Origin of the sequence: Corynebacterium suicordis DSM 45110, from assembly GCF_015351405.1 — a bacterium.
Taxonomy (GTDB): domain Bacteria; phylum Actinomycetota; class Actinomycetes; order Mycobacteriales; family Mycobacteriaceae; genus Corynebacterium; species Corynebacterium suicordis.
This window is the reverse complement of sequence record NZ_JADKMY010000001.1, coordinates 433,179-457,611: the sequence shown is the minus strand read 5'-3', so window position 1 is coordinate 457,611 and position 24,433 is coordinate 433,179. Positions and strand designations below refer to the sequence as shown.

Genomic DNA, 24,433 nt, shown 5'->3' with positions numbered 1-24,433 from the left:
CCATTACCTGTGCTTTTACCCACTGCACGCTGTGAAATCGCATGATAAATTAATCCCGAACCGGAAGTCGCTAGCACCATTGTTTTGCCTAGCCTTTCACACAACACAACACTAGGAGAATTAACTCATGAAGCTCAAGAAGTCCCTTTTGGCCCTGACCACCGCTACCGCAGTCGCAATGTCCGGCACCGCCGTTGCTGGCGCTGACACCGACACCGACAACCCAGCTGCAGGATCCACTGCTTTCGGTAGCAGCAACAATGATGCCGATCTGCCTGCTGACGTGACCGCTGACGAAAAAGACGAAGCAACCGACGAGCCTTCCGGCTCCGACGACTTCTTCGGCTGGGATGAGGAAACCACCGATTTCGATAAGCTCAAGGAAGCTTTCGGCATCATCACCGTCATCGGTTCCGCAATCGGCGCAATCGTTGCTCTGGCTTCCAACATCGACAAGCTGATCAAGCTGTTCCCAGCTCAGTAATTTTGCTGAACGTTTGAACCGCTAGCCATCATCACCACCGGCTAGCTCGCGTTTTCCAGAACCTGCCCGCTTCACCCAACACCTTGGGTCGGAGCGGGCGGGTTCTTTTGTGCGTTTTACGGGTTAGGTTAGACTAAGTCACATAATGACCTCACCCGCGCATCCCCTTTTCACCCGCACCCCGGAAGAGTTCGCGGACCACCGCCTGCACTTCCCGCCGGTGGCCACCAACCACTCGCTCATCAGAGCCCATGTGCACAGCGCGCGCTACCTCACCCCGACGCTGCTGAGGATCGTGCTGCAAGCCCCTGAGTTCCATGAACTCTCGCTCACCGGCCCGGATGAGTTCTTCGGGTTGCTCATGCCGCAGGCCAATCAACCCTTCACCTCTCCTGAGGATTACACGGGCCAGAAGATCGAAGGCCTCAACATCCGCGCGGCGGTGGCGGACATGCCGGAGGACGTCCGCCCTGATCTGCGCTGGTACACGGTCCGCCACCTGGATCGCGCTCAAGGCCTGCTCACCTTTGATGTGGCCACCCACGGGGTCACCGCGGAAACCATCACCGCCACCACTGGCCCAGGGTTGGCTTGGTGCCTGCGCACTGCCCCGGGTGATCCCGCTGGCATCTGGACCTGTCAGGGTCTGTGGCACCGCGGGAAATCCCGCCAGGTGCTCATCGCCGATCCTTCAGCGCTGCCCTCGGTGCGGGCAATCCTGGAATTCACCGCGGCTTTCGCCCCGGAGCAGCTATCTCAGCTGCACGTGGTGTCCCTCACCAGCAGTCCAGAGGATTCCGAACCCGAGCTCATGCAACAGTGGAGCCAGCAGGTAGCGAGCATCACCGAGCTGAATGCCCCAGCAAATTCCTTCGCTGCAGCCGCCAAGGCTCACATGGAGACCCAGCGCTATGACGTTGACTATCTCTGGGTGGCCGGCGAAGGGGATCTCTGCAAAGTGGTCCGCTCCCATGCCATCAAACAATGGGGAATGCCCAAAGAAACCGTGCAGTGGTGCCCCTATTGGTTCATCGGCAAAGCCCGGCCTTAAGCCACCAGCAACTCCCCCGCGCTATCCAGCCTTAACCAGTGGTGCCACGCGGCACGATCACCGGTGAGTTACCCCGCGGGTCTTCCCACACCTCGGCGTCTAAACCGTAGGCCTCGCGCAACACCTCGGCGGTCAAAGCTTCGCTCGGCTCCCCCGCTACGATCTGCCGCCCGTCCTTGAGCACCACCAAGCGATCCGAATACTGCCCGGCCAGCATGAGGTCATGCAAGACCATGATCACGGTCTTGCCATCGGCCGCCAAACCCCGCGCGAGCTCCAGAACCTCGATGGCGTGAGCTGGATCCAGGAACGTGGTCGGCTCATCCAGCAATACCACCGGGGTATCTTGCGCCAGAACCATGGCCATCCACACCCGCTGCCGCTGTCCGCCGGAGAGCTCAGAGACGTCCCGCCCAGCTAATTCGGCAGTGTTGGTGCGGGAGAGGGCGTCGGAAATAATCTTTTTGTCTTCGGCAGCGCTCACGGACCACCAGTACTTGCGGTGTGGATGCCGACCCCGCTCCACCAACTCCCCCACCGTCAATCCCTCGGGGCACATGGGATGCTGCGGTAGAAGAGCCACCTTCTGCGCGGCTTTCCGGGCATTGAGCTGGTGCACGGGTGTGCCATCGATCTCCACTGTGCCCTCGCTGGGCGTGAGTAGACGCGAAAGGGCCTTGAGCAGCGTGGATTTACCGCAACCATTGGGCCCCAGCAGGGTGGTTACTTGGCCGGGTTCGGCATCGAGGGTGACGTTGTGCACCACCATCGGCCCATCGCCATACCTGATGCTCACGTTCTTGGCGTTCAGCTTCAACTGCTGGTTCCTTTCCAGTCACTCTGCTTTCGGGCAGTACTCCACACCAGCCAGACCAACACCGGCCCGCCGATCACCGCGGTGACCAGCCCCACCGGAGCATTAAACGGCAGCGCTCCGGCGATCACCGCGCAGGCGGTCAGAAGCGCAGCACCCGCGGCCGCTCCCCCAAGGGCAGATGGCACGGGAGTGCGCGCCACCAGCTTGGCCATTTGCGGGGCCACCAAAGCAATGAACGCTACCGGCCCCACCAGGGAGACCGTCACCGCCACCAACCCGGTGGCCGCGATGAGGATCACCGCGCGCACCCGGCGAACATCCACCCCGAGAGTCGCGATGGTGGCATCATCGTGAGCCAGCAGGGGAACATGCCGCGCGACGGTGAGGCCCAGCACGATGAACGGCAACAACCCGAGGACCAGCGGCAGCAAGGCCTCGGAGCGCACAAATCCCGTGGATCCCGCCAGCCACGTTTGCGCTTCGGCAGCCCGCTCAATCGAGGCTTTTTGCATGAGGAAGAGCACCAGCGCCTGGCAGAGGAAACTCAGCGCCAGCCCAACGATGACCACCTGCTGCGAGGTTCCAAACCCGCCCAGCATCAGCAACACCACCACGATGATCCCCGCGCCCACCAGCGCCAACAGCGCGCGCCACCAATAGGTGGGGATCACCTCGCTCCACTCCGGACGAACCAGCACCGTTCCTGCTACCACCAGCACCGCGGCTCCCCCGGAAACTCCGAGGAAATCTGGGCTGGCCAGCGGATTCCGCGCCATCGTTTGAGTCCATGCCCCGGCCATGCCCAGCACCGCGCCGATAATCACCGTGGCAATCGCCACCGGCAGCCGCAGATCCCACACCACATTGATGGCCTGGCGAGTACCACCGCCGGAGAGCACCTCCACCACCTGCAGCGGGCTGAGTTTATACGCGCCCTGCCCCAGCAGCACGCAATAACCCACCGCGGTGATGCCCAGGAAAAGCGCCACGCTCAGCAGCAGCCGAATCTTCCGCTGGCGTTTGTGGCTCTCCAGCACAGTCAATGGGTTCATGCCGCTACCTCATCGCTGTTCTTTTTTCGACGCCACACTCGTCCCCGCTTGCGCTCTCGCACCGTGGCAATCATGATCGGCGCACCCACGATTGCCACCAAAATGGACATTTCTACTTCATTGGGCTGCGCCAGGAACCTGCCCGCGATATCCGCGGCCAAGAGGGCGCACGCACCGATGAGCGCGCTGGCAGGAAGCAAGCGGGTGAGAGCCGGTCCGGTGAATCGGCGGATCACGTGCGGTACCGCGAAGCCGAGGAAGGTCACCAATCCAACGGTGGCCGTGGCCGTGCCGGCCAGGATGACGATCACCGCGCCCGCCGCCAGGCGCACCTTGCCTGGGGATACGCCCAGTGCAGAGGCCGCATCTTGTCCCATGGCCAAAAGATCCAAGGGCTTGGCCACTAGGAACGCCACCACAGCACCCACCACTAGCCCGATCAGCGCCACCGTGGCATCATCCATTCCCCTACCGGCAGTGGAGCCCACGCTCCATCGGCGCAACCCATCCAGGGTGTCCGAGGAGTACAAACTCATGAGGTTGGAGGCAGCCTGCAGGCCAAAGGTCACGCCCACTCCGACCAGCACCAATGTCAGTGGATCTTGGGACACCCGCGAGACGACAAGCACGATGGCCACAGCACACGCAGCCCCGATCATGCCGAATATTGCTCGCTCGCCGATGGTCTGTGCCCAGCCAAAGGTCAGGGCGATCGCCACCGCGAAACCTGCTCCGGCGTTCACACCGATCAATCCGGGATCAGCCAGTGGATTGCGGGTCCACGCCTGCGCGATCGCTCCTGCCATCGCCAGGGAAGCTCCCACCGTCAGCGCCAGCACTGTCCGGGGAAGGCGCAAATCCCAAATGATGCCGTACTCCTCAGAGGCAACCCCCGCGGGCAGAGATTCACGGTCAGCTCCCGGACCCACGGAGAGAATGTTCCAGGCGTCGGAAAGAGAAATACCGCGGGAGCCGAGGAGTACAGAGGCCACCGCGAGAACCAACACGGCCAGCGCCGCGATGACCAGGAAAGGTACCGAGGAACGACGAGACACCACAGCCTCCGCGTTAGATGCGCGGGTGGCTGTGGTGTGAGTGTCGGTGGGAGTCTGCACGCAGTCGGCGATTACTTGAGTGCTTCGCCGAACTTATTGATCGCCCAAGGAATGGTGACTGGGTTTGGCATGCTCATGGCATTTCCCACGTCTTCCTGCATGAAGACAACCTTCTTTTCCTTCATGATGGGCAGGTTCTTGAAAGTGACATCGTCCTTCAGCACATCGGCAGCGCCGTGGTAATCGAGGACGAAGAGGTAATCAACCTGGTTGAGGTCACCGAAGTTCTCTGGCGCGATATCGCGGTAGAACTCTCCGGAATCGCCCTCCAGGGCCTGTGGGATTTCAAAGCCCATGGACTCGATGAACTGACCGCGGCCGTCACCGGAGGTGTAGAGGCCAAGCTTGCCGTCGTATGGCATCACGATGGCAGCCTTCTTGCCCTTGAGCTCAGGGTGCTCGGACTTAAAATCTTCGAAGGCCTTCTCGGTCTCCTTGATCAGCTCTTCGCCCTTGTCCTTCTTGTCCACGGCATCGGCGATGGTGGTGACCTGATCGCGCCAAGGAACCAGCCAGTTCTCGGTACCTTCCGGCTTCAGCGTGGTGGGAGCGATGTCCTCCAGCGCGGTCTTCGCCTGCTGATCCACCGCCTGGTTCACGGCGATGATCTGGGATGGGTCGTTGGCGCTGATCTTCTCCAGCACCTCAGAGGTGAAGCCGGTTGCGGTGTCGTAGACCACGTCTGGCTTGGCATCGCCAATGAGTTCCTGTGACCATGGGCCCACGCCGTTCGCGGGGACATCGCCCTGCGCGCCCCATGGGCTCACCAGGCTTGGGGTGACACCGAGTGCCAGCAGGGTATCGGCATCGCCCAGGCCAACTGCGGCCACGCGGGCATCCTTGTTCTCAGCGCCGCCACTGGCTTCTTCGTTGGAATCGCCCCGGGAGCAACCCGCGAGAACCAGAGAAGAGGCAGTGACCACGGCGGCCATTTTCATGGCGCTGCGACGGGTGAAGTGGATAGACAATTCGGCTCCTTTAAATTCCAGCTGTGGACAATCCACGCGCTGCATCAAGTAGCACCACTCTAGCAAGGCTAGGCTAACCCAACAAAAACCCGTTCATTTCTCGACGCTGACCTCAGCGCGCGAGGCAAGTGTCAGGCACCCAGCGAGGGTGGCCAGGAAACCGATGGCCGCCACTAATCCCATGCCGGGGCGAATGCTATCGCCGAGGAACATCAACCCGATGGCAGAGGGCACAATTGTCTCCACCGAGAACGTGATCGCAGCTACTGACGTGGCACTGCCACTATCCAAGGCCATGCCGTAGGCCACCACGGCGATGATTCCCCCGAAAATCAGCGACCACGCCATGGGGTCCGCAATCATCCGCCACACCTCATGCTGGGGAATATCCACCAGCCGGGAAGCCAGCCCGACTACCGCAAAGGCCAGGCCGGAGACCAGCGAGAGCATGCGGGATGTGCGCCCCACGAGCAACAACAGACCAAACCCGAGGCAGGCCAACAGCAGCGCCCACCCAACCCATTCGGGAACCTTGAGGGCTGGTCCGGATTCTGCGGACAGGGAGAGCATGACCAGCCCGGCAACCACCACCCCCAGGGCAACAATCTCCCGGGGGCGAAGCCTCTGTTTGAGGATCACCACGGCCAATACCGCGGTCACCGCTACTGAAGAGGCAGTGGCAGATTCCACGAGGAACAGCGGGAGCTCGCGCAAGGCCGCGAAGGATGCCAGATAACCCAGCCCGTCAAAGACCAGACCAAGGCCGAAGAGCCATCCAGCCCGGGCTTTGCGGAGCACTCCCCCGCTCGCGGCGGACGCCCGCTGCACGCCAATCGCTTGGGCGATCGTGGCTACTCCATACGCAATGGCAGCTATGAAAGCGCCGATGAGACCCATGAGTGCTCATTCTAGCCAGGCGTGCAGGATCAACGGCACTTGCAGGACTGGACAGAGGTGGCGTCGGAAAAAAGAAAAACCCCGGCTCCATTGCTGGAACTGGGGGTTTAAGACGCTTGTCTGTGAAGAAGGACTAGCGTGCCTTCTCGACAACATCCAAGAGACGGAAGTGCTTGTCCTTGGACAGCGGGCGGGTCTCCTCGATGCGGACGCGGTCGCCGATGCCGGCGGTCTCGTTCTCATCGTGAGCCTTCACGCGGGAGTTACGGCGCATGATCTTGCCGTACAGCGCGTGCTGCTTGCGGTCTTCGAGCTCAACCACGATGGTCTTGCTCATCTTGTCGGATACTACTACTCCGGAGCGAACTTTACGTTGGCCCTTTTCAGTGTTAGTCACGTTTGCCTCACTCATGCGGCGTCACCACCAGGATTGGTAGACAGACCGAGCTCGCGCTCGCGCAGGACGGTGTAGATGCGGGCGATGTCGCGCTTGACAACACCCAGACGACGGTTGTTTGACAGCTGGCCAGTAGCCATCTGGAAACGAAGGTTGAACAGTTCTTCCTTCGCCTCGCGCAGACGGGTGCTCAGCTCTTCGTTATTGAGCTCGCGGAGCTCGTGGGCCGGGGTTCCGGTAGCCATTAGAACTGATCCTCCTTCTTGACGATGCGAACCTTACAAGGAAGCTTGTTGCCTGCACGACGAAGTGCTTCCAGAGCAACTTCCTCATTCGGGTAAGAAACCTCGAACAGGATGCGGCCTGGCTTGATGTTGGCAACCCACTTCTCAACAGGACCCTTACCGGAACCCATACGCACGCCGAGAGGCTTCTGCGTCAATGGACGGTCTGGGAAGATGTTGATCCATACCTTGCCGCCACGCTTGAGGTGACGGTTGATAGCGATACGGGAAGACTCGATCTGACGGTTGGTGATGTAGCAAGGCTCCAGTGCCTGGAGACCGTAATCACCGAAGTTGATCCGGTTACCACCCTTGGATACACCGGTGCGGTGTGGGCGGTGCTGGCGACGGAACTTAACGCGCTTCGGGATAAGCATGTGTCTTAGCCCTCCTGATTCTGCTCTGCGCGCTGACGACGTGCGCCACCGCGACGTGGACGCTCACGGCGAGCTCCGCCACGGGCTGCACGCTCGTCACGAGCGTTGATCAGGCTTTCGCGACGGCCGCCAACGACGTCACCCTTGTAGATCCACACCTTGACGCCAATGCGTCCGAAAGTGGTGTGAGCCTCGTAGGTGCCGTAGTCGATCTCGGCGCGGAGGGTGTGCAGAGGAACGCGACCTTCGTGGTAGCGCTCGGTGCGTCCCATTTCCGCGCCGCCGAGACGACCGGAACAAACAACCTTGATGCCCTTGACCTGTGGCTGGCGCATTGCGCCCTGGATCGCCTTGCGCATTGCACGACGGAAAGCCACACGGCTGGAAAGCTGCTCAGCGATGGACTGTGCCACCAGCTGTGCGTTTGCATCGATGTTCTTGACTTCGAGGATGTTCAGCTGAACCTGCTTGCCGGTGAGCTTCTCCAGCTGGCCGCGGATGCGGTCAGCCTCGGAACCACGACGACCAATCACGATGCCCGGACGGGCGGTGTGAATGTCCACGCGAACGCGGTCGTGGGTGCGCTCGATGACAACGTCGGCGATGCCGGCGCGGTCAAGACCCTTGGAGAGGAACTCACGGATCTTGATGTCTTCAGCGAGGTAATCGGAGTACTGCTTGTCGGCGTACCAGCGAGAGCGCCACTCGGAAGTGATACCCAGGCGGAGGCCGTGAGGATGGATCTTCTGGCCCACTACTGAGCACTTCCCTTCTGGCTCTCGACAACCACGGTGATGTGGCTGGAGCGCTTACGGACGTGGAATGCACGTCCCTGCGCACGAGGACGGAATCGACGCATGGTTGGTCCCTCATCGGCGAATGCCTCAGAGATGACCAGGGTGCGACGGTCCAGACCATGGTTGTTTTCTGCGTTTGCTGCTGCGGACGCAACGAGCTTTGCTACGGGCTCAGAAGCTGCCTGTGGGGCGTACTTCAGGAGAGCCAAGGCATCATCCACAGACTTGCCACGGATCGTATCGATCACGCGACGAGCCTTCATTGGGGTGATGCGCACGTAGCGCGCGGTTGCGCGTGCGGAGTTAATCGTCTCAGTCATGACTATCGACGACCCTTCTTGTCATCCTTGATGTGGCCCTTGAAAGTCTTCGTTGGAGCGAATTCTCCCAGCTTGTGACCGACCATCGAGTCATCGATGAACACTGGCACATGCTTGCGACCATCGTGGACAGCAAAGGTGTGTCCAATGAAGTCGGGCAGGATTGTGGAACGACGGGACCAGGTCTTGATGACCTGCTTGGAGCCCTTTCCGTTCTGAACGTCCACCTTCGCAAGGAGGTGTTCGTCGACGAATGGGCCCTTCTTTAGGCTGCGTGGCATTCTCTACTACCTCCTCTTAGCGCTTCTTGTTCTTGTTAGAGCGGCGACGGCGAACGATCATCTTGTCGCTCGGACGGTTTGGCTTACGAGTGCGTCCCTCAGCCTGGCCCCATGGGCTCACTGGGTGACGACCACCGGAAGTCTTACCTTCACCACCACCATGTGGGTGGTCCACTGGGTTCATGACCACACCACGCACGGTTGGGCGAACGCCCTTCCAGCGCATACGGCCGGCCTTGCCCCAGCGGATGTTGATCTGGTCGACGTTGCCGACCTGACCAACGGTTGCACGACAACGGATGTCCACGCGACGGATCTCGGAAGATGGCATACGCAGGATTGCGTACTTGCCTTCCTTACCCAGCAGCTGCACGGAAGAACCTGCGGAGCGGGCCATCTTGGCACCGCCGCCTGGCTTCAGTTCAACAGCGTGGATAGTGGTACCCGTTGGGATGTTGCGCAGAGGCAGATTGTTACCAATCTTGATGTCGGCGGTAGCGCCGGACTCCAGCAACGTGCCCTGCTTGAGGTTACGAGGGGCGAGGATGTAACGCTTTTCGCCGTCCCGGTAGTGCAGCAGTGCGATGTTGGCGGTGCGGTTCGGGTCGTACTCGATGTGAGCAACCTTTGCCAGCACGCCGTCCTTGTCGTTACGACGGAAGTCGATAACGCGGTAGCGGCGCTTGTGTCCGCCACCCTTGTGACGAGTGGTGATGTGGCCGTGAACGTTACGGCCGCCGGTCTTCGACAGCGGGCGCAGCAGGCTCTTCTCCGGAGTTGAACGAGTGATTTCCTCGAACTGGGAGACGGAGCTCTGACGGCGACCCGGCGTAGTCGGCTTGTACTTACGAATAGCCATACTTTTGCTTCCTCTTTACCTTTCGGTTGTGCCCGGCCTTAAGCCTGGCCACCAAAGATGTCGATCGGATCGCTGCCGGCGACCAGGGTCACCATGGCGCGCTTGGTTGCCTTGCGCTGGCCGTAACCGGTGCGGGTGCGCTTGCGCTTGCCCTCACGGTTAGCGGTGTTCACGCTGGACACCTTCACGCCGAAAATCTGCTCGACGGCAATCTTGATTTGGGTCTTGTTGGATTCTGGATTCACCAGGAACGTGTAAACGTTCTGCTCCATCAGTGCGTAAGACTTCTCAGATACGACTGGAGCGATGATGATATCGCGAGGATCGGCAATAGTGCTCATTACTTAGCCTCCTCCTTGGTCGTCTGAGCTGGCTGTGCAGCTGCGATGAATGCGTTAAGTGCCTCGACAGAGAACACCACGTCATCGGCGTTCAGTACGTCGTAGGTGTTCAGCTGGTCGTTGACCAGGATGTGAACGCCAGGCAGGTTACGTGCGGACTTCTGTGCAGTCACGTCTTCGCGGGTCAGTACCAGGAGTACGGACTTGCGGCCGGACAGGCGCTGCAAGAAGGACAGAGCGGACTTGGTAGACGGAGTCTGACCAGGAACCAGCTCTTCCACAACGTGGATGCGATCGTGACGCACGCGGTCGGTGAGGGCACCGCGCAGTGCGGCAGCCTTCATCTTCTTAGGAGTGCGCTGGGAGTAGTCGCGTGGCTGTGGGCCGTGAACCGTGCCACCACCGGTGAAGTGGGGAGCGCGGATGGAGCCCTGGCGTGCGCGGCCAGTTCCCTTCTGACGGAAAGGCTTACGACCACCACCGCGGACAACACCGCGGGTCTTGGTGGCGTGAGTGCCCTGGCGCCTAGCGGCTAGCTGAGCGGTAACGACCTGGTGCATCAGAGCGACGCTTGCCTCTGCATCAAAGATGGAGGCAGGCAGCTCTACGGTGCCGTTGGTCTTACCCTCAGCGGTGTGGACATCAAGCGTTAGATTGCTCATGCGTGTGCACCGCCCTTCACTGCGGTCTTAACAACGACAAATGCGCCGTTGATACCCGGTACTGCACCCTTGATGAGGAGCAGGTTGGACTCGGTATCGACCTTGGCAACCTTCAAGTTCTGCATGGTCACCTGATCGTTACCCATGCGGCCAGCCATACGCTTGCCCTTGAAGACGCGACCTGGGGTCGCAGCCTGGCCGATGGAACCAACGCGGCGGTGAGCCGCCTGGTTACCGTGGGAAGCACCCTGGCCCTTGAAACCGTGGCGCTTCATGCCGCCGGCAAAGCCCTTGCCCTTGCTGGTGCCGGTGACGTCGACGAACTTCACGTCGTTGAACAACTCAACGGTGATGTCCTGGCCGACCTCGTAGCTGGAGGAATCCGCAACGCGGATCTCAGCTACGTGGCGACGTGGCGTGACGCCAGCCTTCTTGAAATGGCCTGCTTCTGGCTGGTTGACCTTGCGTGGGTCAATCTCGCCATAAGCGATCTGGACGGCTTCGTAGCCGTCAATTTCCTTGGTGCGAACCTGGGTGACGACGCATGGCCCAGCTTCAACGACGGTGACCGGAACAACCCGGTTATCCTCGTCGAAGATCTGAGTCATGCCGAGCTTCTTGCCCAGGATGCCCTTGATCTCGTTTTCACTCATAATTTCTCTTCCGCTGCCTAAAGTTCAGTTGACTCTTGAGGAACTTGGTTCCGGACTACTGAATGTTGACGTCGACGCTTGCCGGAAGATCGATGCGCATGAGAGCGTCAACGGTCTTCGGGGTGGGGTCGAGAATGTCGATCAGACGCTTGTGAGTACGCATCTCGAAGTGCTCGCGCGAGTCCTTGTACTTGTGCGGCGAACGGATGACACAGTAAACGTTCTTCTCGGTTGGCAATGGCACAGGACCAACTACACGAGCACCAGTGCTGGTGACGCGCTCAACGATCTTCTTGGCAGAAGCGTCAATTGCCTCGTGATCGTAGGCCTTGAGCCTGATACGGATCTTTTGTCCCGCCACGCTTGTCCTCTTCCTCAGCTAATCCACTCCCAGGGAATATTCCCTGCAAAGCTTCACGCCTCTTATCTAGTCTTAACGCTGTCCGGCTTTGGGCCTGGTCCAGTCGCCAGTTAGCTTTATGTATTTACAAAAACTTTTCCGTGCCGCATTGGGGATACACCGCAAATGAACGGTTCACGGGCAAGTTGTAAAAACCGGAAGGGGACGAGCACCCCCACGATGATTCGTGGCGAGGTATCCGTGCCTTCGCTTACTGCCGCTGTTCATTTACCATGCCCCACTCCGGCACCCGCTGTCGGGCGTGTCGTCCACGCTGACAGCGTATACCGCACAGCAAAGTTTCCCTCACCATGATGATGACGGTCTTTTACTGACGATGGATCATGCTCACTTCACCATCGATGCCTTCTTGAATCTTCTCGCCAGGCAGTTCCTTGTGGGCTTACCTGAACCGTGTGGTTCTCATGCATCGTGTTAAAGCAACGTTGAGTAGTAAACCATAGATCTGCGCCGAGAGCAAAAATATTTTCTACCCCGCGCTCTCTACACCACTTCCCCGCTGGATTTTCCCGCGACTGGCGGCTTTTTCCAACCCACATTCCCACTAGTATGGAGCGGGTGAACGTACCGAGGAATGATCCGAACTACATCGCCGCACGTCGCCGCATCATCCGTGAGCACCACCCGGATGCCGGAGGCACCGATGCGCAACTTATCCGCGCCCTGAAAGAGCTCGATGAGCAATGGGACCGCAAGGCCAAGCTGCGCGCTGGATTCACCCGTAATCTCCCCAGCTTCATTCCCGAGCAGACCGCCGGGCAGGCCTTTGATTCGGCAGAGCGGATCGTGGAGCGGATTCGCGTTTCGGCTGAAGAGTTGCGTCGACAAACAAGCCACCTCCAGGAGGAAAACCCTGTTGCCCGACGCCTAGGCCGCACCGCCGGGGCCGTCCGCAAACGCATTGCGGAAGAAATAGACAAGCGGGGCAAATAGCGCTCGCTTCGGCTGCGCTCCCCCAACACTCGAACTGTCCCGCGCACTGCGGTGTCGCACACCGCGTGGACGAACCGTGCTGCGGACAGCAGAAGACCCCTGCTAGGTAAGCGAACTTACCCGGCAGGGGTCTTCTTGGGGCAGAACCCAAGTATTGCCCACTCCCCTCACGAGGAGTGGACAGCGAAATTACTTGGTGATCTTGGTAACGCGACCGGCGCCAACGGTACGGCCACCTTCGCGGATAGCGAAGCGCAGGCCTTCATCCATTGCGACAGGCTGGATCAGGGTGACAGACATGTCAACGTTGTCTCCTGGCATAACCATGTCGGTGCCTTCAGGCAACTTCACAACACCGGTAACGTCGGTGGTGCGGAAGTAGAACTGAGGACGGTAGTTGTCGAAGAATGGGGTGTGGCGGCCACCCTCGTCCTTGGACAGGATGTAGACAGAGCCCTCGAACTCGGTGTGAGGGGTGTAAGCGCCTGGCTTAGCGATAATCTGACCACGCTCAACATCTTCGCGCTTCAGGCCACGGAGCAGCAGTGCGGCGTTGTCGCCAGCCTCAGCGGAGTCCAGCAGCTTGTTGAACATCTCGATGGAGGTAACGGTGGTCTTGGAAGACTTCTCGCGGATACCCAGGATCTCAACTTCATCGTTGAGGTTCAGGGAGCCACGCTCCACACGACCGGTAACCACGGTGCCGCGGCCGGTAATGGTGAAGATGTCCTCGACAGGCATCAGGAATGGCTTGTCGGTTTCGCGCTCTGGGTCTGGAACGGAATCGTCACAAGCCTGCATGAGCTCGATGATCTTCTCGGTCCACTCAGCATCGCCCTCGAGAGCCTTCAGTGCGGAGATGTGAACAACAGGAGCCTCTTCGTCGTACTCCTGCTCGCCCAGCAACTCGCGAACTTCCATCTCGACGAGCTCGAGGAGCTCTTCGTCATCAACCATGTCGCACTTGTTCAGTGCAACGAGGATGTAAGGAACGCCAACCTGGCGAGCCAGAAGAACGTGCTCACGGGTCTGTGGCATTGGGCCGTCAGTAGCAGCCACAACCAAGATTGCGCCGTCCATCTGGGCAGCACCGGTGATCATGTTCTTGATGTAGTCGGCGTGACCTGGAGCATCCACGTGTGCGTAGTGGCGCTTCTCGGTCTCGTACTCCACGTGGGAGATGTTGATCGTGATGCCACGCTCCTTCTCCTCCGGCGCCTTGTCAATGGCGTCGAAAGCGAAAGACTTGTTGATCTCGGGGTACGCGTCCGCCAGCACCTTGGTGATTGCAGCAGTTGTGGTGGTCTTGCCGTGGTCGACGTGACCGATGGTGCCGATATTAACGTGCGGCTTCGTACGCTCGAACTTAGCCTTCGCCACTGTGTGTCCTCCTGGACTTCTCGGTGGCTACGAATTTCGCAGCCACATATTTTTCTTCGTTTCCGACACTCCGCCGGCCACCGGGTGGTGGCGTAATTCTGGAGCAATCGGGTTTGATCTTGCCATTGTCACGAACGCACATGCTGCCAACCCCGCCCGGTAGGCGGGAAAATAAGTGGCAGTAGCTGTGCCCGTTCATGGGGCAACGGCCAGCACACCGCATACTACGCGATATCACCCGATCTGGAAAACCTGGCCGATTTCCCAGCGCATTTCGGGGTGTTTCCTCGTACTATGCACCGTGCTGGCCCCTGCCCCGCGCCGCAGTTCTTCGAGGGGTACTCGGGTTACTGCAGCGCGGGATAGTGAGTAGTTATTCGCCGTGAGGCGGGAAACTACTTGGAACCACCGGTGCGCTCTTCGATGATCTCGGTAGACACGTTCGCAGGAACTTCTGCGTAGGAGTCGAAGATCATGGAGAAGTTTGCGCGGCCCGCGGTGCGGGAACGCAGGTCACCGATGTAACCGAACATCTGGGACAGTGGAACCTTTGCCTTGACGATCTTGGCTCCGGAGCGATCATCCATGGAGGAGATCTGTCCACGGCGGGAGTTGATGTCACCGATGACATCGCCCATGTACTCCTCAGGAGTGATGACCTCAACGGCCATCATTGGCTCCAGGAGAACTGGCTTTGCCTTGGCAACAGCTTCCTTCAGTGCCTGGGAACCAGCCATCTTGAAGGCCATTTCGGAGGAGTCAACGTCGTGGTAAGCGCCGTCCAGCAGGGTGGCCTTGATGTTGACCAGCGGGAAGCCAGCCAGGTAGCCGTACTGCATTGCGTCCTTGATGCCGGCATCCACGGAAGGAATGTACTCACGTGGGATGCGGCCACCGGTGACGGCGTTCTCGAAGACGTAGTTCTCCTCGGAGCCCTCTTCTGGCTCGTAAGGCTCGATAGCCACGATCACGCGAGCGAACTGGCCGGAACCACCGGTCTGCTTCTTGTGGGTGTACTCGAGCTTCTCCACTGGCTTGCGGATGGTCTCGCGGTAAGCAACCTGTGGCGCGCCCACGTTTGCTTCCACCTTGAACTCGCGACGCATACGGTCAACAAGCACGTCCAGGTGAAGCTCGCCCATTCCGCCGATGACGGTCTGGCCGGTTTCATCATCCAGCTTCACGGTGAAGGTTGGGTCCTCTTCCGCGAGCTTCTGGATAGCCGTTCCCAGCTTCTCCTGGTCAGACTTGGTCTTAGGCTCGATGGCCACCTCGATCACTGGATCCGGGAAGTCCATGGACTCCAGGATCACTGGGTTCTGCTGGTCACACAGGGTGTCACCAGTGGTGGTTTCCTTCAGGCCGATGAAGGCGTAGATGTGACCAGCGGAAGCCTTCTCCACTGGCTGCTCCTTGTTGGAGTGCATCTGGAAGAGCTTGCCGACGCGCTCCTTCTTGCCCTTGGTGGAGTTAAGCACCTGAGCGCCGGACTCCACGGTGCCGGAGTACACGCGAACGTAGGTCAGCTTGCCGAAGAATGGGTGCACGGCAACCTTGAAGGCGAGCGCGGAGAATGGCTCGTCCTTGGCTGGCTGACGGGTCAGTTCCTTCTCAGGATCGTTGACGTCAACGCCCTTGATGGAACCGACGTCCATTGGGTTAGGCAGGAAGTCGAGAACTGCGTCCAGCATTGGCTGGATGCCCTTGTTCTTGTAGGCGGAGCCACAGTAAACAGGGTAGATCTCGGAGTTCACGGTGAGCTTGCGGATCTGGGTCTTCAGCTCGTCCAGGGTGATCTCTTCACCGGAGAAGTAACGCTCCATGAGCTCTTCGTTGGACTCTGCAACGGTCTCGATGAGCTTCTCGCGGTACTCGTCAGCCTTTTCCTTGAGATCTTCTGGGATCTCTTCGATGGTGGCTTCGGTTCCGATCTCGGTCACGCCACGCCAGGTCAGAGCCTTCATGGTGAGGAGGTCGACGACGCCGTCGAAGTCATCCTCAGCGCCAATTGGCAGCTCCATGATCAATGGCTTTGCGCCCAGACGCTCGACGATGGTGTCTACGGTGAAGTAGAAGTCAGCGCCCAGCTTGTCCATCTTGTTGATGAAACAGATGCGTGGAACGTCGTACTTGTCAGCCTGGCGCCAAACCTGCTCAGACTGTGGTTCCACGCCTTCCTTGGCGTCGAACACTGCGACAGCGCCGTCCAGGACACGGAGGGAACGCTCCACCTCAACGGTGAAGTCCACGTGACCTGGGGTGTCGATGATGTTGATCTGGTTTTCTTTCCAGAAACAGGTGGTAGCTGCGGAAGTAATCGTGATTCCGCGCTCCTTTTCCTGCTCCATCCAGTCCATCGTGGACGCACCGTCGTGAGTCTCACCAACCTTGCGGTTGATGCCGGTGTAGAAAAGGATGCGCTCGGTGGTGGTGGTCTTACCGGCATCGATGTGAGCCATGATGCCGATGTTGCGGACCTTGTTCAGGTCAGTCAACGCTTCAAGTGCCACTGGGGAACCCCGCTCTTATCTTTGTTGATTGCGGCTCCGAGTCTCAATGGTTCCCACCGTAGAAACTACGTGGTGAACCTGGAGACCTCTCAAGCCGCGGGCTTTAATAGGTACTCGATCTATTGTGCCAGTTTGTTGCTTATCTTTCGACGCAACTGTCTGGGCTACTTACACCCAAGGGAAGTGATCGTGTCTTTACTTGGGTAAAGCCCCAACCGCCATGTGCGGTGGGGCTTTTAAGTTGTCACTACCAGCGGTAGTGGGCGAAGGCGCGGTTGGCCTCTGCCATCTTGTGGGTGTCTTCGCGACGCTTCACGGAAGCGCCCAGACCGTTGGATGCATCCAAGATCTCGTTAGCGAGACGATCAGTCATCGTGTTCTCACGACGCTGACGGGTGAACGTCACCAACCAACGCAGGGAAAGCGTGGTGGCGCGGCTCGGACGAACCTCGATGGGCACCTGGTAGGTAGCGCCACCGACACGGCGGGAGCGAACCTCGAGGGCTGGCTTGACGTTGTCAAGAGCCTTCTTCAGGGTCAGAACTGGGTCAGTTCCGGTCTTTTCGCGGCACTGCTCGAGTGCGCCGTAGACGATACGCTCAGCGGTGGACTTCTTGCCGTCGAGAAGAACCTTGTTTACGAGCTGGGAGACGATGACGTCGCCGTAAACTGGATCCTTGGGCAACGGACGTGCTGGTGCTGGACCTTTACGTGGCATTGTTTACTTCTCCTTCTTGGCGCCGTAGCGGGAACGAGCCTGCTTACGGTCCTTAACGCCCTGAGTATCCAGGGAGCCGCGGACGATCTTGTAACGAACACCTGGGAGGTCCTTCACACGACCACCGCGAACGAGCACCATGGAGTGCTCCTGCAGGTTGTGGCCCTCACCTGGGATGTAAGCAGAAACCTCAATGCCGGAGGTCAGGCGCACACGGGCGACCTTACGCAGTGCAGAGTTAGGCTTCTTTGGAGTGGTGGTGTACACGCGGGTGCACACGCCACGACGCTGAGGGGAGCCCTTCAGCGCGGCGGTAGCCACCTTCGTCTTCTTGTCATGACGGCCCTTACGGACCAGCTGCTGAATAGTTGGCATGAACCGACTTTCTGGCTTGATTATCGATGTGCAGTGCTTTTGTTACTGTGCGGAACTTATCCTTCACCGGCGCGTTTTTATGTGCGCATAGCAAAAATAAGGGGCTCTTTTCCGGGGCCGCTTCCGCATGTATCACCCCACCAATAGTGGGGATCCTTGTATGTTCTTTGCTTCGGTGATGTTCTTCTTCTCGACGCCAGCTCACCGGCCATCAAGACTGAGATATTCACGTTACGAAAAACTACAAGCTACGTTGGCACACACTATCGGAGTTTGGGCCCCAGACCAAATCTGTCTGCAGAGCCCAGGCGCCCTGGGTGTTTACTGAGCGCTTCACACGCTGAGGGAGCCTGTTACCACTGCTTACGGTGGCTGAGCCCCCGGATGCCCGTGCGCGTGGTGGTGACGATCTTCCCTGCTGCGTTGCGCGTCAACCGCACCGGACCAAGCTTGAGAGATGAGCTCACCCCGGTCTTGGAGACGGAGAAATTGAAGGGGCCAAATTTCTTAGAACGGCGGAATCCGAAAGGCATGGTTCACAGCCTACTGCTCGGGGGCTGGAGCAAAGCCAACTTGTACATAGACAGGAAAAACGGGCAACGCTAAACCAGGGAACGCTAGACCAAGGAACGCACGCTGAATCCGAGCGCGCCTGCGTGCGGTTCACAGCGGATTGCGGAATCCGGCACGGTAAGCGGATCCAAAGCGTTACGAACGTAATCGATTGCTCGTACCGAGTATGGCATCGAAACGTGGCTAGATTTATCCTGATCGCAGCCGTCTTGGAGGGTGACATTCTTCACGGTAGCGCCCGGCCCAGCAGTGAGGAAGGTTCGCTCATAGGGGGTGGCGAGATTATCAAACTCTGTTGCGATCATCGTGTAATCGACACCCGGCCGAGTCTCTCCTTCCTCATCAAGCTTGGCCATGAGGTCAGAACCCGTGACTTGTTGCGCAACCGCCCATCCGATAATCCATTTTTTGAGTTCTACTCGCTGAGTCTCCGTAATACCTGCGAGATCGTTGACCCAGTTAAGAGGGTCTTCCAGACTTCCGGAGGTGGATCCAATGGTCCCGCCGTTTTCATCCGCGAGAGACCCTTCAACATCCACGCCATCTGCTCCAAGATCACCCCATCCGGAAAGCGTAGTTCCACCGTTCGGCGCGCCGAGACCAATTATCTTTCCCACTCGGTTTCGCGAAGGATCTGCAGTGTCCGTTCCGCCAAGGAATTGCGCGTAATACCGCGCCATGATCCCGCCCTGGGAATGACCCACCAAATCAACCTGTGAAGCATCGGTGGCTTCCAACACTTCATCGACAAATTTGCTGATCTGCTCTGCGGATCGCTGTACTTGACCCAGCCCGTTCGTGTTCGGAACGAGGGGCGTTACTCCTCCTTGAGCCAGAAATCCCACACGTCCAACATTGGGCGCGAACACGCAATAGCCATCGCGCTTTAACGCTGGTGCCATCGCAGCCCAGTTGTCGTACGCATTTTCAAAAGTTCCGTGAATCAACACCACGGGGTTGGGATGCTCCGCCGATGGCTGACATTCCCAATCATTACTCCCGACTGGCGCCAAGCGCGGCTGCGCCAGTGTTTCGAAAAATGGCGCGATGAAGTTGTCATGCTCCTTGCCCGTGCCAATGGTGCTTTTGCGGGCATCGAACGGCACTTCAGAAGAGGAATACTGCCCCTCGTCACTAGTTTGGGCGCTGGTTGTCGAATTTTCAGAACCGGTGCGAGAAAGCGGCGCATCTTGTGCAAACGCTAGCGAGGCCGGAGAGGCCATTGCGAAAGAGGCGGAGATTGCCACGAGAAGAACGGTGAGCCGACGTTGCACGATAGACATGAAAATAAAGATACGTAGATTCACATAGTTTCTTGAGCAAACGGAAATAAAAACTCGCGAAGTGTTTATCTTCGTGACTATTTTCGTTGTGCTGACCCAATTGGCCCGAGCACACGCATCGCACGAGCCGCGATCAATGCTTTGCGTGGCTGGCTGACCCGCACTCTGCACTCTTGGATTTCCGCGACGCTGAACTGTTCTAGCTTGTCCGTGAGTTCACTGAAAATCCCCAGGGCCGTGAGCACTCCAGCCTGAGCATTCTTCGGTAGCAGCTCAATCGTTTGGGTGGCTACCTGCAGTTCGGAGCGGATTTCTCCAATGATCTGATCTTTGGACTCCGCATCCAAATGTGTGTTCCCACTGGGAAAATACACCCGGCCCAGCTCTTGGGAATCCTGGGCGAAATCGCGCAAGAAGTTGATCTTCTGGAACGCCGAACCCAATGCTCTGGCTCCCGTGTGGATGCGCTCTTCAATCTCTGGGCTCATCGGTTTTCCCGCATTGAAGACGGAAACGCACAACAACCCAATCACCTCTGCCGAGCCCTCAATGTACTGGGCGTAACTGCGGTGATCGTGTGTATCGCGCTGCAGGTCCATCCGCATGGAATGGAAGAATTTTTGGACGTGTTCTGCGGAAAATTCGCACTCCCGGGCAGTGCGCCCGTACGCATGCAGGATTGGATCGGTATGGAACCGCTGGTGTGGAGCCGCCAACACCGCGCTCTCATAGGCATCGAGTGTGCGCAGGATTTCCGCCTTCTGCTCCCCCGCTTGAGCAGCCGCACCATCCACCAACTCATCCACCACTCGAACCATCGCGTAGAGATTGCGGATGTGCCCGCGGTACTCCCGATCCAGCATCATCGTCGCTAAGGAAAAACTGGTGGAATACACCCCGATGACTTGCTGCGCGGCTTTGTCAGCCATGGTGTCAAAGCGCCTGAGTGCCGAAGAATCTTCCTGATCAGTGCACTTCCCGCGCCGAGCGGATCCAAACAACATGTGTCTAATGTACCGAGGACGCGGGAGGGTGGAGAGGTGGCGTCGGGAAAAAGAACCTCACCGCAGTGGAGCCTAGAAGAACTCTGTGTAAACGCCCTTCCCATCCTCGCGGTATTCCTTGGTGTTAGACATGATCCGACAGAAGGAAACGAGGATCCAGATTGCCAGCACCATCATGGTATATGTGCCCAAGCTGGATTCGGTCCTACTGAATGCCAAGACCAGCATTGCGATGTGAATGATGCCCTTGAAAGGCCGGCGGAAATAGAAATGGTGCATTCCCAGCATCGGCAGGGGTGTGAGAGGCACAGCCAGGAGCAATCCGACGAGGCGCTTACGCGGTTTCAGGTGCTCGGTGTTCGCCGCCCCTGAGCTCGTAGAAGAGCGGGAAGCCGGGGTGTTCACGGGAGACTGCTCCGGGGTCCAGTGCGCGGAGGTGCCTACCTCGCTGGAGATCTTGGCTGGATCAGGGAACATGTGGCCGATCCCGGTTGCCGGGCTGGCGTGAGGCGTGGACGTTGGAGGAAGGAAGGGATTGCGCGCGCTGGAGCTGCTGTTTTCGCGCTGCTTCTCCGCTTCCGGCTGAACGTAAGGATTGCTCTGCGGGGTGGACTTTTTGGGAGCAGACTTCTTGGGCGCTGCCTGCTTCGGAACTGGCTGTGCAGTGACGCGCTGAGCTCGTGGCTCTTCACGAGCGGTGTCTGCTTCGGAACTGGCTGTGCAGTGACGCGCTGAGCTCGTGGCTCTTCACGAGCGGTGTCTGCGCGAGCAGTGTCCTCGTGAGCCGCCTCTTCAGAAACCCGTGGCACGGGCGCTGGTTCAGCTGCCTTTTGCGCCTGAGCTGCGCGCTCCCGAGCCTTCGCGCGAATCTCCGCAGCTCGCTTTTCCGCGAGCTCCCTGGTGGCGCGATTGTGCTCGTTGGCTGCGGTCAAATCAGCATTATTCTGGCCACCTTCACCATTGCCAAGGTCACCATTGCTGGGATCGTGCGGGTTTCTGTGCGTCATGGCTGCTCTCAGTCCTTGTTCTATCAATTCCCGGCTCAGTGAAAATCAAGCCCGGTTGGCGTTCGGCTCCGCACGGCACTGACAATGCAGTGCCGATGCAGGCGTCTACGCGCCCTGCATGCCTTCGAAGGAAATACCGAACAGGTAAATCAGAATGAAGGTGGCGATAACAGCGCACAACAGTGCGATCGAAACGTACTTCACCATCCGTGAACGGCGAGACTTCCTCTCTGCCGTCCGCTCATGCATCTTATAGGAGCGATAATCCGCCTCATCGGTGCTCATATTCTGCTGAGCTTCCTGCTGTTCCCCCACGGAGAAAATGGAGGTATCGCGGAAAGCGCTGGCCGTATTCTGGCCGCCCTGGCCGAAGGAATCGTTCTGTCCGAATCCTCCTCCCTGGCCGAATGAATCATCGTGCCCGAAAGAGTTGCCTTGGCCGAACGAAGGGCCGTCGTTGCGCCCGTTGGGGTTGCCGTACGTCATCTGAATGTCCTTAACGTGTGAATTTAGATTGTCGAGTTCTTTGCAGAGCCGCCCCAACTGGCATCATCCCAGTTGGGGCTAGGCGAAGATGCCGGCGCGGTGTCTAAACGTCCAGCCCTGGCTATTTCTTGGTCCATCCAGTGGGTTGACGACGCCACCTTCTCTCCACTACCCATCGCCTGCAACCTGCGCATTTCCCAATCCAACCACTCACGGCTCATCTGTACTCGGCTATCGCTCATGATCAGTGGGTATTCGGGAAGATCTTGTAGGTGTGCAGCAGAATCCGTATGGGATCAAGACAGCGGAATGGCGCGATGCCGGAGCTGCTGACCTGGTCACTCGTCGGTGGCTCACCCAAGGCGGACACTGCGAAGCACTTGTAGATGTACGCGCGCCTGCCGAACATGGGCTGGTTGAGGGTGTTGATCATCTCCACGGCCTGCAAGCTGCGGAGCATGCTCAGCACTTCTTGGTGCAGGAGGGATCCATCATCCATGTCATAGACATCCTGGAACGCGGAACCCTCGCGGCAAAACGCAGCACCCTTATTTCGCATCACTCGCTGCCAGTTCACCCCGCCATCAATCGCGGAAACGCCACTGAGCTGATCCACCTTTTCGAGGTGCTGCATGGTGTCGAACTTGGATAGCGTGAGCGCAATAGCTGGGCGGTGGTCCTCACCCAAGACGCGCAGGACATTCTTCAGAATATCGGTGGGGTTATCTGCCGCGACCTCATTGGCCGATACCGTTCCCGCCAGCAGATCCCTGATCCTTGGTACGGCCATCGGGTCGTACAAGAAGATGATTGATTGTGCATGGCGGAAGAACTCCAGCTGCGGAACGCGTTGTCCAAAGCCCTCTTGCTTGAGATCCTCACCTGCCACGTCGCGGAAGACCACGAAGATCTTCTGCATCTGACCTTCCGCCCCGCGCGCGTAGTAACCGATATCGAAAATCAGTGGTTCGCGCTGGTGGGCATCCGGGTTGGCAGAAGGTGGGGTAGGTGGCAGAAGTCCCATGTTCTCGAACAGGGGTTCTTCGTACTTCTCCCGGTACGTCTGCTCGGTGTAATCGTTGGCCGCGCGGAACGTTCCGCCGTTGGCCACCACCAGCTCCCGGAGCTGCTTCACCACCACGGCGATGTACAAGCTCTTCCCCGAGGAACGGGCACCGGCCATTGCGAAAGTGATGGTTCCCGAATGCGCCCAGCCCTCCGGCAATTCTTGGGGCTGTCCTTGGGCATCCTTGGCAAATGGGCTGTAACCCATGCTCTGATCAGGGAGGATCTTGAATGAGTAAGGACAGCGGGTGGGCAGCCGCGGCGGCAGGGTTGGCTGTGGGGCGGAATTGAAATTGCCCTGCTGAGCGTTTGGAAAATTGTTGTGCATTAGCTTCTCACTCCTCGCAATGCCCGGTCCATCTTCTCGATTTCGGAAGCGAACCTCGCGGATTCATTTCTCTGCACGGCCCGCAGCATGGACTCATCAAACACCGTGACGCTCGCGCGGGTGGGAGAAATGGGTGCATGCGCGCAGATGACATGGATTGGTCCGGAATAGGATTCCACCCAGGCTGGCACGCTGTCGGAGATGATCAGCAGAGCTTGGTCATGCAGCATAGAGCGATAATCTCTGGTCCATCCCACCTCGTTGACCGCACCTGTGCGGGTCAGCAACGCGCTGAGCTCGGATCCAGAATTAATGGGATTGAAAGAATCAACGTGCGAGCTGGTGCCGAAATTCAGAGTCCAGTGCGAGCTGCCAAACAGTCCCGTGAGAAGCGTGCCGATGGCCTCCAGGGAGTCCTTCTCAAACGCTTGCTGGGAAGAAATGGAAACGTCCCGCAGGATCACCACTTCTGAATCCGAATGACTGCGCCCGTGACCGGATTCCGTTTGCCCCAGAATTCCACTGACTGCCTCAATCACGTCATTGCCGGACCGGTCAGCGCTCACGGCAGAAGCTGAATGGGCAGCGGTGATCATGGTTTGCTCACCACGAGTTTCCAAACCCAGGGCGTCGAAACGAGAACGCCCGCCGACGTTGAAGTCCGGCAATTCCACCCGGTATTGCACTCCGCTCACGGTGGTCAGCACGAGCGTGACGAAGATCTTGAAGCTTGGGCCGAAGACATCAGAAAGGTGTGCCCGCTCGGTTCGCGATGCGTCAGCCGAGTTTCCCCGCACCAACGGGGTGAAGATCAATTCTGCGCGCCCTTGGTAGCCACGGCACAGCAATTTATTTCCTCGACGCCGGGACTCGCTAAACCCATTGAATTCACATTGGTATTCGCTGGTCTCGGTCGCATCGATTTCCACTTGTGCTGTGTCAACGATGCCGGAGATGTTCAGTGATTCTCCGGAAGATAATCTCAATTCATGCAT

31 protein-coding genes are annotated in these 24,433 nt (G+C 58.8%); 3 read left to right on the top strand and 28 right to left on the bottom strand.

Annotated features, from left to right (window positions below; translation table 11 throughout):
- Positions 1-127: 127 nt before the first annotated feature.
- Positions 128-484, top strand: a complete 357-nt coding sequence (locus IRY30_RS02155; RefSeq protein WP_194555753.1) for a hypothetical protein — start codon at positions 128-130, stop codon at positions 482-484.
- 145 nt (positions 485-629) lie between these two features.
- Positions 630-1,535 (top strand): siderophore-interacting protein, encoded by a 906-nt coding sequence (locus IRY30_RS02150; RefSeq protein ID WP_194555752.1) that lies wholly within the window; start codon positions 630-632, stop codon positions 1,533-1,535.
- A gap of 31 nt (positions 1,536-1,566) precedes the next feature.
- Here the strand turns inward: IRY30_RS02150 and IRY30_RS02145 are convergent, their stop codons facing one another.
- The 16 genes from IRY30_RS02145 to rpsJ all read right to left on the bottom strand — a co-directional run bounded on the left by IRY30_RS02145 (position 1,567) and on the right by rpsJ (position 11,716).
- Entirely contained in the window at positions 1,567-2,352 is a 786-nt protein-coding gene (locus IRY30_RS02145) for an ABC transporter ATP-binding protein (protein WP_374708556.1), read from the bottom strand.
- On the bottom strand, positions 2,349-3,404 hold the full coding sequence (locus IRY30_RS02140) for a FecCD family ABC transporter permease (RefSeq protein WP_194555751.1): 1,056 nt from the start codon (positions 3,402-3,404) through the stop codon (positions 2,349-2,351). The genes IRY30_RS02145 and IRY30_RS02140 overlap by 4 nt, the downstream gene beginning before the upstream one ends.
- Complete coding sequence (locus tag IRY30_RS02135; protein ID WP_194556514.1) at positions 3,401-4,459, bottom strand: FecCD family ABC transporter permease; 1,059 nt, start codon at positions 4,457-4,459, stop codon at positions 3,401-3,403. The genes IRY30_RS02140 and IRY30_RS02135 overlap by 4 nt, the downstream gene beginning before the upstream one ends.
- A gap of 71 nt (positions 4,460-4,530) precedes the next feature.
- Positions 4,531-5,457 (bottom strand): ABC transporter substrate-binding protein, encoded by a 927-nt coding sequence (locus tag IRY30_RS02130; RefSeq protein ID WP_228502781.1) that lies wholly within the window; start codon positions 5,455-5,457, stop codon positions 4,531-4,533.
- A 123-nt stretch (positions 5,458-5,580) separates the two neighbouring features.
- Positions 5,581-6,384, bottom strand: a complete 804-nt coding sequence (locus IRY30_RS02125) for an EamA family transporter (RefSeq protein ID WP_194555750.1) — start codon at positions 6,382-6,384, stop codon at positions 5,581-5,583.
- Positions 6,385-6,517: 133 nt separating this feature from the next.
- Positions 6,518-6,796, bottom strand: coding sequence for a 30S ribosomal protein S17 (rpsQ, locus tag IRY30_RS02120; RefSeq protein WP_194555749.1), 279 nt, complete (start codon positions 6,794-6,796; stop codon positions 6,518-6,520).
- Positions 6,793-7,026 (bottom strand): 50S ribosomal protein L29, encoded by a 234-nt coding sequence (gene rpmC / locus IRY30_RS02115; protein ID WP_194555748.1) that lies wholly within the window; start codon positions 7,024-7,026, stop codon positions 6,793-6,795. The genes rpsQ and rpmC overlap by 4 nt, the downstream gene beginning before the upstream one ends.
- Entirely contained in the window at positions 7,026-7,442 is a 417-nt protein-coding gene (gene rplP, locus IRY30_RS02110; protein WP_194555747.1) for a 50S ribosomal protein L16, read from the bottom strand. The genes rpmC and rplP overlap by 1 nt, the downstream gene beginning before the upstream one ends.
- Positions 7,443-7,447: 5 nt before the next feature.
- Positions 7,448-8,197: a 30S ribosomal protein S3 gene (gene rpsC / locus IRY30_RS02105; protein ID WP_194555746.1), complete on the bottom strand. Its 750-nt coding sequence runs from the start codon at positions 8,195-8,197 to the stop codon at positions 7,448-7,450.
- Positions 8,197-8,559 (bottom strand): 50S ribosomal protein L22, encoded by a 363-nt coding sequence (rplV, locus tag IRY30_RS02100; RefSeq protein WP_194555745.1) that lies wholly within the window; start codon positions 8,557-8,559, stop codon positions 8,197-8,199. Before rplV ends, rpsC begins: the two co-directional genes overlap by 1 nt.
- A 2-nt stretch (positions 8,560-8,561) precedes the next feature.
- Complete coding sequence (rpsS, locus tag IRY30_RS02095; RefSeq protein ID WP_194555744.1) at positions 8,562-8,840, bottom strand: 30S ribosomal protein S19; 279 nt, start codon at positions 8,838-8,840, stop codon at positions 8,562-8,564.
- Between the two features lie 16 nt (positions 8,841-8,856).
- Entirely contained in the window at positions 8,857-9,699 is an 843-nt protein-coding gene (rplB, locus tag IRY30_RS02090) for a 50S ribosomal protein L2 (protein WP_194555743.1), read from the bottom strand.
- Between the two features lie 38 nt (positions 9,700-9,737).
- Positions 9,738-10,040 carry a 50S ribosomal protein L23 gene (gene rplW, locus IRY30_RS02085; protein ID WP_194555742.1) on the bottom strand — a complete coding sequence of 101 codons (303 nt, stop codon included), beginning with the start codon at positions 10,038-10,040 and terminating at the stop codon, positions 9,738-9,740.
- Entirely contained in the window at positions 10,040-10,702 is a 663-nt protein-coding gene (rplD, locus tag IRY30_RS02080) for a 50S ribosomal protein L4 (RefSeq protein ID WP_194555741.1), read from the bottom strand. Before rplD ends, rplW begins: the two co-directional genes overlap by 1 nt.
- Positions 10,699-11,355 carry a 50S ribosomal protein L3 gene (gene rplC / locus IRY30_RS02075; protein ID WP_194555740.1) on the bottom strand — a complete coding sequence of 219 codons (657 nt, stop codon included), beginning with the start codon at positions 11,353-11,355 and terminating at the stop codon, positions 10,699-10,701. The genes rplD and rplC overlap by 4 nt, the downstream gene beginning before the upstream one ends.
- A gap of 55 nt (positions 11,356-11,410) precedes the next feature.
- Positions 11,411-11,716 (bottom strand): 30S ribosomal protein S10, encoded by a 306-nt coding sequence (gene rpsJ, locus IRY30_RS02070; RefSeq protein WP_099297985.1) that lies wholly within the window; start codon positions 11,714-11,716, stop codon positions 11,411-11,413.
- Positions 11,717-12,334: 618 nt separating this feature from the next.
- On the opposite strand from rpsJ, the gene IRY30_RS02065 reads away from it, so the two are divergent.
- Positions 12,335-12,709 carry a hypothetical protein gene (locus IRY30_RS02065; RefSeq protein ID WP_194555739.1) on the top strand — a complete coding sequence of 125 codons (375 nt, stop codon included), beginning with the start codon at positions 12,335-12,337 and terminating at the stop codon, positions 12,707-12,709.
- A 189-nt stretch (positions 12,710-12,898) separates the two neighbouring features.
- On the opposite strand, the gene tuf is transcribed toward IRY30_RS02065, so the two are convergent.
- From tuf to IRY30_RS02005, 12 genes are all read right to left on the bottom strand, one after another.
- A complete protein-coding gene (gene tuf / locus IRY30_RS02060) occupies positions 12,899-14,089 on the bottom strand; it encodes an elongation factor Tu (protein ID WP_194555738.1) in 1,191 nt (396 codons plus the stop codon).
- Positions 14,090-14,484: 395 nt separating this feature from the next.
- Entirely contained in the window at positions 14,485-16,599 is a 2,115-nt protein-coding gene (gene fusA / locus IRY30_RS02055; protein ID WP_194555737.1) for an elongation factor G, read from the bottom strand.
- 247 nt (positions 16,600-16,846) lie between these two features.
- A complete protein-coding gene (gene rpsG / locus IRY30_RS02050) occupies positions 16,847-17,317 on the bottom strand; it encodes a 30S ribosomal protein S7 (RefSeq protein ID WP_194555736.1) in 471 nt (156 codons plus the stop codon).
- Between the two features lie 3 nt (positions 17,318-17,320).
- Entirely contained in the window at positions 17,321-17,692 is a 372-nt protein-coding gene (rpsL, locus tag IRY30_RS02045; protein WP_194555735.1) for a 30S ribosomal protein S12, read from the bottom strand.
- A 353-nt stretch (positions 17,693-18,045) separates the two neighbouring features.
- The gene (locus tag IRY30_RS02040) at positions 18,046-18,225 is read right to left on the bottom strand and encodes a DUF4236 domain-containing protein (RefSeq protein WP_194555734.1); all 180 of its coding nucleotides are present in this window, start codon (positions 18,223-18,225) and stop codon (positions 18,046-18,048) included.
- 84 nt (positions 18,226-18,309) lie between these two features.
- Positions 18,310-19,572, bottom strand: coding sequence for an esterase/lipase family protein (locus IRY30_RS02035; RefSeq protein WP_194555733.1), 1,263 nt, complete (start codon positions 19,570-19,572; stop codon positions 18,310-18,312).
- Between the two features lie 53 nt (positions 19,573-19,625).
- Entirely contained in the window at positions 19,626-20,477 is an 852-nt protein-coding gene (locus tag IRY30_RS02030; protein ID WP_228502496.1) for a phytoene/squalene synthase family protein, read from the bottom strand.
- Between the two features lie 147 nt (positions 20,478-20,624).
- Positions 20,625-21,029: a TM2 domain-containing protein gene (locus IRY30_RS02025; RefSeq protein WP_194555731.1), complete on the bottom strand. Its 405-nt coding sequence runs from the start codon at positions 21,027-21,029 to the stop codon at positions 20,625-20,627.
- Between the two features lie 635 nt (positions 21,030-21,664).
- Positions 21,665-22,045: a hypothetical protein gene (locus IRY30_RS02020; RefSeq protein WP_194555730.1), complete on the bottom strand. Its 381-nt coding sequence runs from the start codon at positions 22,043-22,045 to the stop codon at positions 21,665-21,667.
- 23 nt (positions 22,046-22,068) lie between these two features.
- Positions 22,069-22,287: a hypothetical protein gene (locus IRY30_RS02015; protein ID WP_194555729.1), complete on the bottom strand. Its 219-nt coding sequence runs from the start codon at positions 22,285-22,287 to the stop codon at positions 22,069-22,071.
- 2 nt (positions 22,288-22,289) lie between these two features.
- Positions 22,290-23,438, bottom strand: a complete 1,149-nt coding sequence (locus IRY30_RS02010) for a TRAFAC clade GTPase domain-containing protein (protein WP_194555728.1) — start codon at positions 23,436-23,438, stop codon at positions 22,290-22,292.
- The gene (locus IRY30_RS02005) at positions 23,438-24,433 is read right to left on the bottom strand and encodes a hypothetical protein (protein ID WP_194555727.1); all 996 of its coding nucleotides are present in this window, start codon (positions 24,431-24,433) and stop codon (positions 23,438-23,440) included. The genes IRY30_RS02010 and IRY30_RS02005 overlap by 1 nt, the downstream gene beginning before the upstream one ends.